The following is a 15093-nucleotide window of genomic DNA, read 5'->3' on the forward strand; positions in this document are numbered from 1 at the left end:
CTTCTTGAGCCGGTATGTTAAACAACATCAATTTGAATCTACTTAGGTCCTTGCATGTACTTTTAGAAGAGTGCCATGTCAGCCGAACTGCAGAACGTTTGCACATTACTCAGTCTGCGGTTAGCCGACAGCTTGCACAATTGCGCGATCTGTGTGGTGACCCACTGCTTATTCGTCAAGGTAATCAGCTGATACCAACCCCGCGAGCAATAGCATTAAAATCAAAGCTTGATGCGTTACTGGCTGAGTTTGACCATTTACTCGATGACAAACCTTTTGAGCCGCAACTGTGGCAAGGCGAGCTGGTTATTGCCTCAAGTGATTACGTGGCACAATACGTTTTGCCCGATATTGCATCTCACTTAGGTGAACAAGCACCACAATTGGATTTGGCGTATCGACTGTGGCAGCTAGATTTTATCGATAAGCTTCACGAGTTAGGAATCCACCTTGCTTCTTCTATGTATCCCACTCAGCCTGAAGGTGTATCTAGCATCAATATTGGTTCTGATAAGTCAGTTTGTTTGATGAAGGCATCTCACCCTTTAGCTGGTAAGGCTTCGATTTCTGTAGAGGACCTCATTAGTCATTCGCATATTCAAGTGACGGGTGGGGGAGACAAAGACTCAAGTACCGATATGGCACTAAAAGACAGGGGGCTGATGCGTCATGTTACCTTTAAAGTGCCTTTTTTCTCTGCGGCGGTAAATCGTTTGGTCTCAAGTGAGCACTTGATGGTAGTTCCGGAGCACATTGCAAATAATTTGGCCAAGCACTGGCCTTTGGTTCATAAAGCGCTTCCTTTTGAGACACCTACCCATGAATACTGGCTGATGTGGCATCCTAAATACGACAATGATCCAGCTCATCAATGGGTGCGAGAGCAAATCCACGCGGTGATGAAAATATCGGAATACTCCATCCATTAGGCTATGATTTTAAATCATGACTTTTATGCGAAACTTTGATTTCAAATTATAGCTCTTCAATTGATAGATTGAATTCAAATGGAGAGAGGTTATTTATGACACTAACAGTTTGGTTATCACTTTTTACCGTGTGTTTACTCGGTGCTATGTCACCTGGGCCTAGCCTAGCGATTGTGGCAAAACATGCCTTGGCTGGTGGACGCATCAATGGTTTGGCAACGGCTTGGGCACACGCTTTTGGAATTGGCATTTATGCGTTTATTACGCTGATTGGCCTCGCTGTTGTTTTGCAGCAAAGCCCGATGTTGTTCAAGACGATCAGCCTTGCAGGCGCGGCATATCTTGCATATTTAGGGTTCAATGCGCTGCGTTCGAAAGGCGGTGTGGCGGCGAAGTTGGAGTCAGGCGAAGAAACAACGGTAAGCCAGTCTGCTCGAGAAGGTTTTTTTATCTCGATTTTAAGCCCCAAAATTGCCTTGTTTTTTATCGCACTATTTAGTCAGTTTGTAGCGCTAGGTAATGATTTGAGCAATCAAATGATCATTGTGGCTACACCATTTGTTGTGGACGGGCTTTGGTATACCTTTATCACCCTAGTGTTATCGAGCTCTAAAGTAGTGGACAGAATTCGTTCTAAAGCGATGTTAATTGATCGTTTGTCAGGGATTGTTCTCATGCTATTGGCACTTCGAGTGGTCGTAACCGTATAAATTTGCAAAGACAACAAAATATTAAAGGCAGCCCTGATGGCTGCCTTTTTTGTAAAAAGCACCCTGCCATTGTAAAGACAGGGTGAAAGCAAGAAGTTTCTCAGGAGCAGTCGGGGGAGAGAAACTTATATAAATTCGATTTACTTATCGGCGAACCTCTTCGAACTCACCTTCAATCGCATCGGCTTTACCAGTATTGAATTCATACTCTTCATGCATTTCTTTCTGCATTTTCTTCACGCGCTTCTCAATACGCTTGCCTGTAATCAATGCTGCGATGGTCAACGGAATCGCAATGATCAAGCTAAATACTAATGTAAAAAAGCCCGTAATCAGTGCCAGTGCGGTAACAATAATCCGATTCATAATCATGACCTCTCTGTAATTCATGTGTTCAGATTAATGCTGTGAACATGAACAAAACATGAATGATAGCCTTCACTTTGTCCGGAGAGTGTCAAATGAGCGAAATGAAAAAACGCCTGAGGGTGATCAGGCGTATAAACGGGGAAAAATATTAGTAATGCGCTTCGCGCTTATTATTTAGAACAAATATGAGATATTGTCCGTTACGCTATGTGGTTAACGTTGTGGAGCAAAGTTCACCTATCGAGGGAATGTTTGGTAACGAACACCCATCATTTGTTCCATACAGTGCACAACTTGGCAGCTGTAACCGAATTCGTTGTCGTACCAGATGTAAAGTACGCAACGTTTGTCTTGTGCGATAGTCGCTTGACCATCCACGACGCCTGCATGGCGAGAACCAACTAAGTCAGTTGATACAATTTCTGTTGAATCGGTGTAGTCAATCTGTGCCGAAAGCTCAGAGTTCAACGCCATTTCACGCAAGTAATCGTTCAGTGAATCACGGTCTACGTCTTCACCTAAGTTTAGGTTAGCGACTGCCATCGAAACGTTTGGTGTCGGTACGCGAATTGCGTTACCTGTTAGCTTACCAGCTAGCTCTGGCAGTGCTTTTGCTACTGCTTTAGCTGCGCCAGTTGAAGTTAGAACCATGTTCAGAGAAGCACTACGTCCACGGCGGTCACCAGAGTGGAAGTTGTCGATCAAGTTTTGGTCGTTTGTGTATGAGTGCACGGTTTCGATGTGACCAGAAAGGACACCATATTTATCATTCAGCGCTTTAAGAACCGGCGTGATTGCGTTTGTGGTACAGCTCGCTGCAGAGATGATGGTGTCATTTTCTTGAATAACTGATTCATTTACACCGAATACAACGTTTTTAATATCGCCTTTACCTGGTGCCGTTAGCAGCACTTTCTCTGCACCTTGACACGCTAAGTGTTGGCTTAGGCCTTCAGAATCACGCCAAACACCTGTGTTATCAACAACAAGCGCGTTGTTAATACCGTAAGCAGAGTAGTCTACTTCGCTTGGATTGTTTGCGTAGATGATTTGGATGTAGTTACCGTTAACGATCAGAGCTTTACGTTCCTCATCGATCACGATGCTACCGTTGAACTGACCATGGACTGAGTCACGACGCAGTAAGCTAGCACGCTTCTCTAAATCGCCTTTTTTACCGCCACGAACCACAATCGCTCGTAGTCGTAGTGGGTAACCTGGGCCACTTTTCTCGATCAGAAGGCGAGTTAGTAGTCGACCAATGCGACCAAAACCGTAAAGAACTACATCACGCGCTTTCAATGAAGAGTCTGCATCGCGTGCGCCATCAAGTGCAGTGATAAGGAAATCATTTAGAGACGCAGTATCGTCATGCTCATTCCAGTACTTAGTTGCCAATTGGCCAACATCGACACGACACGAAGAAATGCTCATTTCACATAGCGCTTGAATGATAGGCATTGTGTGCTCAAGTGAGAGTGGGCTGCCTGTATAACGTCTTGCAACGCGATGAGTTTTGAGAATGTCTATAGTAGTAGCATTGATAAGCGTTTTACCAAACAGAACCACTTCGATTCCTTTTTGACGATATAGCTTACCAATTAGAGGGGAAATAGATTCAGCAATCGTTTGGCTAGTTTGCCAGTCTTGGAGATATTTCTCTGGACTCATTGTTGTATTAGACCTTTCACGTTTTGGGGGCTAACCATACTCTCTGCTGTTGCCTCTTCGGCAGCGTGCAAGAGTGTGGTGGGTTATGTAATCGGGTTGTAATAGTTATGTGTGCGGATTCTAAGGTCGGAGCCCTTATTCTGCTAGGAAAATTAAATCCAGTGTAAAACACTAGTTAAGGTCGTGTTAGTGGTGAATTAATGTGACTAAAGCGGTGGTTTTCACGTATTGACATTTAAAAAGTCATCCACTTTTTTCGCGATGATAATGTGTGTTTTCAAATTAGTTTTGTTGTCACTGTTAATTCGTTTGCATTTTTGTGTGATTTGTCTCGATAAGGCAACGAAATAGGTGAACATATGGTTTGGAATTTTATGAAAAGTGATGTGCATCTTAGGTATGAGTGAAACTTCACTGTTTGTACTCAGCTTGAAGATCAAAAAGTATGATTCGAGTCACAATTACCATTTCATTGACCGATGGCGAAATAAGCGGAATGACCATGGTTTTGGTAGGTGAATGTTGTTTTAAAGTAACCATGTCGTATATGCCTTTCAATGCTAGAAACTAGTCTAGTATTAAATAATCGGATGAGATCAACCATTGGGCTGATAGATGTTGAGATTATCAATAAAAACACGCTTAGCACTCCTCGCACTATTACCCACGGTGGTGATAGTGGTTTTTGCAGTTCAGCAGTTTTCTGACAATGCGTTGCGCGTAAGCCGTCTCAATCAAACGGTAATCAATATCCAAGGTTTCCAGTTGATATCCCAAGCCTCTCACTTTATATACTCCATAGAGAAAGCACGCCGCCAGCCTACGCTTCAAGCATCAGCCGCACTTAATATAGAAGAACAAGACGGTGTTATTTCTTCCATGCATCAAAAATTCGTCAGTAACCCCAATACCGCGGAATATGCTGATGAGCTGAAAGAGGCCATGCTAGGGGTATTATCCGGTAGGTTGGACGAGATGGATGACCTTGGCGATTGGGCATTTCAACTGCTTCAAAATATGTCGCGCTCTTTGCTACAAAATCATCAGTGGTATGGCAGTGAGGACGGTATTCGAATGCAGAATTTTATTGCTTACCTTGCTCAGCTGTCTTTTTGGACACAGAAAGAAGCCTGGTTGACGCATCGCCTAGTTCAAGATCCTAAGAGTCGGTTGAGTCAGAGTCTGTTTTTTCAGGCTATTGATCGACAGCAGCAAAATTTGGATGCGTTTTTAAATTTAGGAGGGTCATACGATCAAGTTGATAAGCTGCTAGGCTTGTTTACGTCGCCCAGATATCAGAGAAATTTGGCATCTCGTGGGCGATTAATGTCAGGGGACATGTCACGTAGTGACTATGAAGCGTATTTGAGAGAACTCGATTTCCGTGTGCAACGCTTGCAAGTACTCATTGATGGGTTCACGAAACAAACAGAGCAATCGCTCCTAACACAAGTTCATGAACAAAAGACCAATATTGCGATGATTACCTCTGGCGTTATTTTGGTTATCGTCATGCTTTGCTGGCTTGGTTTTGGCACTTGGTTTCGGGTTAATAGCAAACTAGATGCGATTATTCATACCTTAACGGCGCTGATCAACGATGAAGAGAAACAGACGAAAGTCAAAGTCGATGGCAGTGATGAACTGACGATTTTCGCTCAGCAAGTGAATCGAGTGGTTGAAGAAAAGCAGAGACAAACAGACGAAATACTCCATGCTAAAGAGTCAGCAGTGTCTGCTAATCGCGCTAAATCAGTATTTCTTGCCAACATGTCGCATGAAATACGTACCCCCCTAAACGGTATTATGGGCATGACGGAGATACTCTCTCAAAGCGAATTATCTTCCCATCAACAAGAAGTCGTTGATGACATTGACTCTTCATCCCAAACATTACTTACCTTGCTTAACGATATTTTGGATCTTTCTAAAATCGAATCTGGTCGACTGGAGTTGTCGTTAGTCGAGGCCGATATCCGAGAGGTGGTGTACCAGTCGATGGTTTTATTTCAATCCAAAGCCACATCTAAACAGCTAGAGCTGGGGATTAACTTAGCTGAAAACATTCCAACTCGAGTGATGGTTGATGACCATCGCATCAAGCAGGTCATCACGAATCTGGTATCGAATGCGGTCAAGTTTACCGAAAGCGGGCATATACGTGTTGATGTCAGTTATGACGAGTCACCTGAGAAAGAGTGCGGAGTGCTGATGTTTAAAGTCGAAGATACCGGGATAGGCATTGAACAAGATAAGTTAACGACGATTTTTGAACCCTTTACTCAGGAAGATGAAGGGGTGTCGAGGCAGTTCGGCGGAACGGGACTGGGATTGGCAATTTGTCGTCAACTGGTATCCATGATGGGAGGGCAGCTTATAGCGACATCCACAAAAGGAGTGGGCACATGCTTTGAATTCTCTATTGAGGTTGATGTTATTCCGGTGTTTGGCTGGCGCTCGGACGTGATAAATAAAGGGCTCTTGATCTGCACAAATTACGATTACGCTGATCAACTTTTGAAAGAGTGTCGATTAGCAAAAATCAATCTCTTTGGTGCGAATAATGTTAATGAAGTAAAAGCAATAAACGATGACTTTGATGTCATATTTCTGTGCCATAGTGACGACTCCAATACGGATGAAGCCTTAGATGAATTGTCACTCAAATATGATCTTCGTCGTGTGATTATTTGTCAGCATCATCTATCCACTCCCTACGACAATGCAGAAAGAGTACATGCTGTACTCACATTGCCTTTTCTTGGCAATCGATTTAAGCATGTCATTGACGACTTAGCGAAGGTAGAAAAAACCATTTCAAGTGACGCTGTCACTAATGGTGTTCCAAAGTCTGAATATCGAACGTCGCGCTCTCACAGGAGGATCTTAATCGCGGAGGATAACTTGATGAATCAGAAAATCGCGAGTTTCTTTCTGGATAAAGCAGGATATGACTATTTGATAACAAGCAATGGACAAGAAGCGTTGGAAGCCATCACAAAGGGAGAAGAATTCGATGCAATTTTAATGGATTGTATGATGCCGGTGATGGATGGACTGACCGCGACGAAAGAAATTCGTCGTTGGGAAAAGAAAGCCGGGCGTGAGAAAACGACCATTATTGCGCTCACCGCGAGTGTTTTGGAAGAAGACATTCACAACTGTTTTGCTGCAGGTATGGATGCTTATTTACCTAAGCCTTATAAATCGAATCAGCTATTTGAGCTCTTCAATGAATTAAAACTCGCCTAAATCGATAACATTTCAAGACGATAAAGCCCCAATCAAAGGGGCTTTATTTTAACCATGCATTGTTATGCGTTTGCTTGAGCGCTAGCGAGTTTACGTATGGTTTGTCGATAGGTTAGGTAAGCGGAAATGCCCGCCAGAATGTTGCCGATACAAGCGCCTAAAAGTAGACCTCGGATTCCCCCCGTTTGAGCGCCAACCCATAAGCAAGGAAGGAAAAAGACAAACAAGCGTAGCGCTGAAATGGTGAGCGCGGTGTAAGACTTACCTAATGCATTGCAAAGAGAAACCATCAACATACATACACCTAGTGAACCTAAGCTGATAGGAACAATCAGCAAATGCATTTCTAATACTTGCTCTACTTGAACATCACTGGTCATCAGTAGTGCAAGTGGGTTTGCGACGGCAAACGTAATGGCTGCGATCAAAAGTTGAAAGCCCAGAATGAATTTTACGGCAATACTGACTAGCGATTGGATATCTTGGTAGTTTTTTGCGCCAAGTAAGCGCCCGACCATTGGGGGCATAGACATTGTCAGCGCTAACACCGAAACGATAGCAAAGAATTCGTAGCGTGAACCGAGCGCCCAAGCGGCGACTGCGGCGGTCCCGAAGCTTGCCAACAACTTTGTTGCTAACATGGACGACAACGGAGGCAGCAGTTGGCTGATCATCGCAGGTCCCATGATGTTACCGATAGACGCAACACTTTTAGTTACGTTGAGGTCTTGCCACTGCGTTGTTGCCCAGTGATTCTTTTTTACGCGAGGCGCGACGACTAAAATACCAAACCCAAAGGCAACGATGGTTGCTATTGCGGCTCCGTTAATACCCAAGTCAAACGTGAAAATAAATAGTGGATCGAGCACAAGGTTCACACCGCTGGTCACCATCATCATTGTGCCAGGCAACATGGTGTTGCCGTTAGCTCGGCAAATACTGTAGTAAAAATATAAAACCGCGCCAGTCCATGAACTTAGCAGCCACCAAGGCCAGTAGCTGTCGATAATCGGCATCACAGATTCTGGAGCACTTAATAGAGATAAAATGGGGTAGCGCAAAAGCCAAATTAGCCCTCCAAAAACGGCTACACCGATTGAGCCAATCATCAAAACTAAGCCACCGAGCTGTTTGGCATAACGACTTTCATTCGCCCCAAGCGCTTTAGAAATGACAGCGGTCGTGGCGATACCTAAACCGACTTGAATGCCGATAATGACCATTTGCAACGGAAGAGTAAAACCTTGAGCGGCCAAAGGTAAAACGCCGAGCTGACCGATAAACGCACTATCTACAAGCTGAAAGCTCATTAAAGATAGAACGCCAAATAGCATTGGCCAAGTCATCGTAAATAATTGTTTTGCAAGTGTTGGTTGTGTACTTGTCGTAGTTGAGGACATAGAAAGCTGAATGCGTTAGGAATAAGAGTTGGATTGATTGTACACGGCGCTTAGTTTAGAGACAAAAATAAACCCCGAGGAAGGTAGCCTTACTCGGGGTTGAAAAATCTAGCTTACGTGTTTACTTTTTGCCGCTAGTTTGCTTGTCTTCTTCGGTCAGTTCGCGAATACGACGGCTGATGTCACGACGTGCTTTAGAGATTTCTGCACTTTTGATGATGTGGTCATCAACACGATCTTCGTAGTCTGCTTTCATATTTTTGATGATTGCGACGATTTCATCGTGAGTCATTTCTGGTTTGATGTAATCTAGAAGGTTTTCTAGAAGGTCAACACGTTTGCGGTTATCACGAACTTTCTTTTCGTTATCAAGCAGCTCACGTTTTAGTTTGTTTTTACGACGAGCTTGGTTAACGATTTCAAATACGCTACTCATAGTTCTCTTTCCTAATTTTATGAATATCTCCCTCGATTAAAGCACAACATCCAGTGGCATAACAGTCTTTAGATCAATCACAATGCAGAGTTGAACATTTCTCAACCAATTGCGATGTGTCCACATAATCACGCTTCTTTAATCGAGTTTTGGGCAACATCGTAGAATCCATCGATTCATTGTCATAACGTGGCCTTCACTATATTATCAACACCATTGAATGCAAAATGATGAACTTGATATGGACTCTGGGAACACTGCGGAGCAAGTAAGTAGTCAAGATAATGAGCAAGCCACTCGCTCTGTGGCTGAAAAGTTAAAAACAGCGTATATCAACGCTCGCGAGCAACTCGAAATCATCGAAGTTGAGCTGAATCGTTCAAAAATAATGATGGTTGATCAAGATGGCAATTTGACGAAAGTGCCAATTCTCTCGGAGCATTGATACCTGACCCGATTCGCAAAGGGTGCCAGGTCTTGCGCTATGCTTTAGCCTGACACCGACACCTGAATCGTTAACGCTTCTTGCATCTCTTTGCCAATGTATGATGCATGATTTCGAAACGATTTAGGTACCAAGTCAAATGCAAAAATAATAAGGAAATGCATTATGAAAGTTGAGCTAACGGCAATTGAAGCACGAGTCATTGGTTGCTTGATCGAAAAAGAAGTCACCACTCCAGATCTTTACCCCCTCAGCCTAAACGCATTAACCAACGCGTGTAATCAAAAAAGCAACCGTGATCCCGTAATGTCGCTCTCTGAGTCAGACGTTCTCGATGCCGTTGATGCTCTAATTGAGCGTAGGCTCGTCAGTGACGAAAGTGCGTTTAACAGCCGTGTTAGCAAGTATCAGCACCGTTTCTGTAATACGGAGTTTGGTGATTTAAAACTGACAGAACAAGAGAAGGGAATCGTGTGCTGTATGCTTTTGCGTGGTGCTCAAACGCCTGGGGAAATTCGCACTCGTACCAATCGTCTCGCGACATTTCATGATGTAAAAGAAGTTGAAACGGTTCTGGAGCACTTAGCAAGCGAAGACAAAGGGCCATTAGTGGTCAAGTTACCGCGTGAAGCCGGAAAGCGAGAGTCACGCTATATGCATTTGTTCTGTGGCGACGTTGACGTCTCTGAGCTAGCAGTGCCAGTGTCAGCGGCTGGCTCTAATTCTGATCGAGTCAGCCAGCTAGAGCTCGAAGTTGCTCAGCTTAAAGAAGAGCTCGATGAACTTAAAGCTAAGGTCGAGTCACTACTTTCATGATTGAAAATACAGCGCAGCGTTGGAGTGTCTATTTGATACGAAATAACCGCAATGCGCTGTATTGCGGTGTCACAAACAATGTTGAGCGAAGATTCAATCAGCACCAAACGGGCAAAGGAGCGAAAGCTTTAAAGGGAAAAGGTCCCTTGGTATTGGAGTGGTCTTCGGATTTTGATTCAAAGACACTTGCCATGCGGGCTGAGTATTATATTAAGCAACTAACAAAAGCTAAGAAAGAGCTGCTTGTGACGTCAAAAGCAAGTATTGTCGTTGATGAAAATCAGCAGATGATGTTAGAAATGGCTTTATCGAAATAAGCGTTCGCGACATGCCGAATAACAAAGAAACCGTCCACTGAGGCGGTTTCTTTTTAGTTTTGGAGTACCATGTAAGAACAAACTGACGCATAATGGGTTGGTGTTCTGTTTAAACACTCAGAGTATGAAAAGGAGAAATGATATTTGTGACCTTGCAATTAGGTACACAATAAACGTTTATTCGTTCCAACTCAGACTAAGAACCAATTTATTATTGAAACAGGCACTCAGAGGAAGGTAGATTACAAGAGTAAAGGATGACTCGGCTAGGTAACGAATAGAGCTGAATTAGGCTCATAAAAAGCTAAAAGAGCAGTAGATGAAAAAAGCGTTAGTATTCTCCCTGATGTCAATGGCCACTGTCGCGCCGATAGCGCAAGCCACTCAAGTTCTCAATGGGTATTGGGCATATCAAGAATTTTTAGACCAGTTTCCAGAACAGAAGCAGTTAACGAATGCGTTGGCTGACGCCGTGCGAGAGACTCCTGTTCCGGTTGAAAGAGACAAAAAACGTCCGTTAAAAATTTCTGTGGTTTATCCAGGCCAACAGATTTCGGATTATTGGATTCGAAATATCGACGCATTTGAACAGCGTTTAGATAAACTCGATATCGACTATCAACTTAATCAAGTATTTACCCGTCCCAACGCAGATATTAAGCAACAAAGTTTGTCTTTAATGGAAGCGCTGAAGAGCAACTCCGATTATCTGATTTTCACTCTCGATACCACTAGGCATCGTAAGTTTGTTGAACACGTCTTAGACTCAAAGAAAACCAAGTTGATCTTACAAAATATCACTACACCGGTAAGAGATTGGGAGGATCACCAACCGTTCCTTTATGTTGGTTTTGATCATGCTGAAGGCAGCCGTGAGCTTGCCGTGGAGTTTGGTAAGCGTTTTCCAAAACAGAGCCATTATAGTGTGCTCTACTTTTCAGAAGGGTATATCAGCGATATCAGAGGCAATACCTTTATCAATCAAGTCAACCGTGATAACAACTTTGAACTACAATCTGCTTACTATACCAAAGCGACAAAGCAGTCTGGGTATGAAGCAGCAAAAGCGAGTTTGGAAAAATACCCTGACGTCGATTTTATTTATGCGTGTTCTACAGATGTGGCGCTAGGGGCTGTTGATGCGCTGAAAGAATTAGGGCGTGAAGATGTCATGATCAACGGCTGGGGTGGCGGCTCTGCAGAATTAGAAGCGCTTTCGAAAGGGGAGTTAGACGTTACTGTTATGCGTATGAACGATGATACTGGCATTGCAATGGCAGAAGCGATTAAGTGGGATCTTGAAGGGAAACCCGTTCCAACCGTTTATTCTGGTGATTTTGAAGTCGTCACGAAATCTGATTCTCCAGAAAGAATTGAAGCATTAAGAAAACGCGCATTTAGATACTCAGACAATTGATGACAACTACATCAAAAACAAGAAAGCGTCGCTCATTGTCGACGCTTATTACGAAAATAATCATTCTCGTACTTGCTCCGATCATTTTAGGCATCTTCGTTCAGAGTTATTACTTCTCGAAGCAAATTATTTGGCAAGAAGTGGATAGAACTAAGCAACAGACGTCAGCGCTGATTCTTAATATTTTTGATAGCCATTTTGCTGCGATTCAGATTCATCACAACAGTAACTCGAAGAGTGATGTTGTTTTAGATTTTTATACAAAACGGGATGAAGAAGCTCTCAATTACTTTTTCATGAGTATTGACCAGAGTGATCCTTCTCATACGCCAGAATTTCGCTTCCTCACCGATCATCAAGGCATTATTTGGGACGATGGGAATGCGCATTTCTATGGCATCAATAACTTGATTCTCAATGACCTCGCGAGCCAAGTGACTTTTAGCAACAATTGGTATTACCTTCCTTCACATACCCCAATGGGAACTCGCCATCTGTTACTGCGTCGTGTACCGGTTTTACAACCTAAAACCGGTGAAGTGATGGGGTATTCTTACAATGTTGTTGTTCTAGATAACAACTTCGGGTTGATGGAAAGACTAAAAAACGAAGGGAACGTTGATAATGTTGTTTTGGTGGCCAACGATACGCCACTAGCTAGCTCACTAGTCGGAGATGAAGCGTACAAGATATTTGATGTTCTGAAGCGGCGAGAGTCTCAGCAAAAGCTTGACCAGTTGTTGATCATTAAAACCCCTATCGAAGTCAATGCTGCCACGACGGATTTGTGTTTACTAACCGTGCAGGACAATCAGAGTGTTGTGACGCTGCAAATCCAGCACCTTTTAGCGATGCTGGCTTCGGTTATCGGGATGGTGATGATTGCGTTGATGACCAAAGAGTGGATTGAGAATCGAGTTGTCGAAGAGCTTGGCTCGTTGATGGCATACACTCGTTCGGCTCGTGAAGAAAAAGGGTTCGAACGATTTGGCGGATCGGATATCGAGGAGTTCGATCATATTGGTTCGACACTAGAAAACACCTTTGAAGAGCTGGAAGCGCAAAAGCGTTCATTCCGCGATCTGTTTAACTTTGCGTTATCGCCGATTATGGTTTGGTCAGAGTCTGGCGTACTCATCCAAATCAATCCGGCAGCCCGCAAAGAATTGGTCATGGAAAACGACATTGAAACCATGCACCCAGTGTTTAAAGGCTTCAAAGAAAAGTTGATGCCGCACCTGCGAATGGCAGCTCAAGGAGCCACGTTAACTGGCGTCAATGTACCAATTGGAGACAAGGTATATCGCTGGAACTTATCGCCGATTCGAGTGGATGGTGATATCAGCGGTATCATTGTTCAAGGTCAGGATATTACGACGCTTATTGAAGCGGAAAAACAAAGTAACTTGGCACGTAAAGAGGCAGAAAAATCCGCCCAAGCACGTGCCGATTTTCTGGCTAAAATGAGCCATGAAATCCGAACGCCAATCAATGGCATTCTAGGAGTTGCTCAATTATTAAAAGACTCGGTCGAAACGGAAGAGCAGAATAACCAAATTGATGTACTCCGACATAGTGGTGAGCACTTACTTGCTGTTTTGAATGATATTTTGGATTTTTCGAAGATTGAGCAGGGTAAGTTTAATATTCAAAAGCACCCGTTTTCGTTCACTGACACGATTCGAACGTTAGAAAACATTTATCGTCCAATTTGCGAAAATAAAGGCGTTAACCTTGTCATTGAAAACAAGATTGATCCCAATGTTGAAATCTTTACTGACCAAGTTCGTCTGAACCAAATTTTATTTAACTTAGTCAGTAACTCAGTCAAGTTTACCCCCTCGGGCAGCGTACGCTTGCATGCTGAACTGGAGCAGTTCTACGGCGCCGAAAATAGTGTGTTGGTAGTGGAAATTACGGATACGGGCATCGGCATAGAGCCCGATAAGCTTGACCAAATGTTCGAACCTTTCGTTCAAGAGGAAGCAACGACCACTCGAGAATACGGTGGCAGTGGCTTGGGACTGACCATTGTGAAAAGCCTCGTCGATATGCTGGAAGGTGACGTTCAAGTACGTAGTCAAAAAGGTTTGGGTACGACCTTTGTTATTACAATGCCAGTGAAAGATCGTGAGCGAGTGCTCACCCCTCTTGATTCAAGCTTGAGAGTTAAACCTGGTGAGTTATTCGCAGAGAGTCTAAAAGTACTGTTGGTAGAAGATAACCATACTAATGCTTTCATTCTCAAAGCATTTTGTAACAAGTACAAAATGCAGGTTGATTGGGCAAAAGATGGGTTGGAAGCGATGGAGTTCTTAAAAGATCATACTTACGATTTGATTTTGATGGACAACCAACTGCCGCATCTTGGAGGAATTGAAACAACCAAAGAGATCCGACAGAAGCTGAAGTTAGGCACGCCAATTTATGCTTGTACTGCCGATACGGCGAAAGAAACCAGTGATGCGTTTATGGAGGCGGGCGCGAATTACGTATTGCTCAAACCGATTAAAGAAAATGCGCTGCATGAAGCCTTTGTTGACTTCAAGCAGCGATTCTTAATTGAACGAACGTGATGAACTCATTCGCTATGAGCCTCAATTGATAATTCAATCGCTCACTAAACCGAAAAGCACAACGCCATAACTTAGGGTTGTGCTTTTTTTGTATCTCAATGCTTCACTTGTTGATAAGCCAGGAGTGCTGATATCACCTTTAGTGTCGTATATCACTACTATTCAACCCAAGTACTACGTTACGCAAACTTGTTCCCCAATGGCATATTCTATGTGATTTAAATCACAAAAACTTATTTACTTAGCGTGCTAACTATTTTATATTACTTAGCAAGCTAAGTAATTGAGTAGATCTTATGATTCAAGACATCAACAGTTTGCGCGACCTTTCTCTGGCTGAAAAGTTATCTCGTGTTGCCCGTTTGTGGAAAATGGTTGCAGATCGCGAGTTGGAGCCTTTAAACCTGACGTACCCGCGTTGGACTGCGTTATGGAAACTTTATCGAATGGGCGACAACGTTAGTCAGAAGCATTTGGCTGAAGCGCTTGAGATTGAGTTGGCATCGCTGATGCGCACATTAAAGCTATTAGAAGAGCAATCTCTGATCACTCGCCATTGCAGTGAGCATGACAAGCGAGCACGCATTGTTAGCCTTACAGAAGAAGGTAAAACCCTACTCAAGCAAATGGAGACTCGAATTCTTCAAGTACGGAGCAAGCTACTGACAGAAATCAATGACCAAGAGCTTCAAAAGCTTTCATTGATCCTAGATCAGATTGCTCACAATGCACTTGATTCACTTAGCGAATAAGTC

The 15093-nt window shown here is 43.4% G+C and carries 13 protein-coding genes; 9 read left to right on the forward strand and 4 right to left on the reverse strand.

All coding sequences use genetic code 11. The annotated features are described in order from the left end of the window. Positions 1-14: 14 nt before the first annotated feature. Together NL645_RS00965 and NL645_RS00970 are read left to right on the forward strand one after the other, a co-directional pair. Positions 15-929 carry a LysR family transcriptional regulator gene (locus NL645_RS00965; protein WP_005396380.1) on the forward strand — a complete coding sequence of 305 codons (915 nt, stop codon included), beginning with the start codon at positions 15-17 and terminating at the stop codon, positions 927-929. 95 nt (positions 930-1024) lie between these two features. Then, on the forward strand, positions 1025-1639 hold the full coding sequence (locus NL645_RS00970; RefSeq protein ID WP_225460942.1) for a LysE family translocator: 615 nt from the start codon (positions 1025-1027) through the stop codon (positions 1637-1639). Positions 1640-1783: 144 nt separating this feature from the next. On the opposite strand, the gene NL645_RS00975 is transcribed toward NL645_RS00970, so the two are convergent. Then, a complete protein-coding gene (locus tag NL645_RS00975) occupies positions 1784-2005 on the reverse strand; it encodes a hypothetical protein (RefSeq protein ID WP_005397748.1) in 222 nt (73 codons plus the stop codon). 240 nt (positions 2006-2245) lie between these two features. Next, entirely contained in the window at positions 2246-3679 is a 1434-nt protein-coding gene (locus tag NL645_RS00980; RefSeq protein WP_074190481.1) for a glyceraldehyde-3-phosphate dehydrogenase, read from the reverse strand. Between the two features lie 615 nt (positions 3680-4294). Here NL645_RS00980 and NL645_RS00985 point away from each other — a divergent pair. Further along, the gene (locus NL645_RS00985) at positions 4295-6931 is read left to right on the forward strand and encodes an ATP-binding protein (protein WP_253650999.1); all 2637 of its coding nucleotides are present in this window, start codon (positions 4295-4297) and stop codon (positions 6929-6931) included. 62 nt (positions 6932-6993) lie between these two features. Here NL645_RS00985 and NL645_RS00990 read toward each other — a convergent pair whose 3' ends face one another. Next, positions 6994-8331: an MATE family efflux transporter gene (locus NL645_RS00990; RefSeq protein ID WP_253651000.1), complete on the reverse strand. Its 1338-nt coding sequence runs from the start codon at positions 8329-8331 to the stop codon at positions 6994-6996. A 121-nt stretch (positions 8332-8452) separates the two neighbouring features. Beyond that, positions 8453-8767 (reverse strand): DUF496 family protein, encoded by a 315-nt coding sequence (locus NL645_RS00995; protein WP_005373603.1) that lies wholly within the window; start codon positions 8765-8767, stop codon positions 8453-8455. 241 nt (positions 8768-9008) lie between these two features. On the opposite strand from NL645_RS00995, the gene NL645_RS01000 reads away from it, so the two are divergent. The 6 genes from NL645_RS01000 (at position 9009) to NL645_RS01025 (ending at position 15090) form a co-directional block, all read left to right on the forward strand. Continuing rightward, on the forward strand, positions 9009-9212 hold the full coding sequence (locus tag NL645_RS01000) for a hypothetical protein (RefSeq protein ID WP_031780656.1): 204 nt from the start codon (positions 9009-9011) through the stop codon (positions 9210-9212). 165 nt (positions 9213-9377) lie between these two features. Then, positions 9378-10028: a YceH family protein gene (locus NL645_RS01005; protein WP_047008119.1), complete on the forward strand. Its 651-nt coding sequence runs from the start codon at positions 9378-9380 to the stop codon at positions 10026-10028. Further along, on the forward strand, positions 10025-10345 hold the full coding sequence (locus tag NL645_RS01010) for a GIY-YIG nuclease family protein (protein ID WP_012842363.1): 321 nt from the start codon (positions 10025-10027) through the stop codon (positions 10343-10345). Before NL645_RS01005 ends, NL645_RS01010 begins: the two co-directional genes overlap by 4 nt. Before the next feature lie 319 nt (positions 10346-10664). Continuing rightward, positions 10665-11762 carry an autoinducer 2-binding periplasmic protein LuxP gene (locus tag NL645_RS01015; RefSeq protein WP_005397733.1) on the forward strand — a complete coding sequence of 366 codons (1098 nt, stop codon included), beginning with the start codon at positions 10665-10667 and terminating at the stop codon, positions 11760-11762. After that, positions 11762-14338: a quorum-sensing autoinducer 2 sensor kinase/phosphatase LuxQ gene (luxQ, locus tag NL645_RS01020; protein WP_199804259.1), complete on the forward strand. Its 2577-nt coding sequence runs from the start codon at positions 11762-11764 to the stop codon at positions 14336-14338. Before NL645_RS01015 ends, luxQ begins: the two co-directional genes overlap by 1 nt. Positions 14339-14634: 296 nt before the next feature. After that, on the forward strand, positions 14635-15090 hold the full coding sequence (locus NL645_RS01025) for a MarR family transcriptional regulator (protein WP_005397727.1): 456 nt from the start codon (positions 14635-14637) through the stop codon (positions 15088-15090). Positions 15091-15093 lie beyond the last annotated feature (3 nt).

Source organism: Vibrio sp. Y51_MX_L26, assembly GCF_024181935.1.
GTDB classification, from domain to species: Bacteria; Pseudomonadota; Gammaproteobacteria; order Enterobacterales; family Vibrionaceae; genus Vibrio; species Vibrio diabolicus.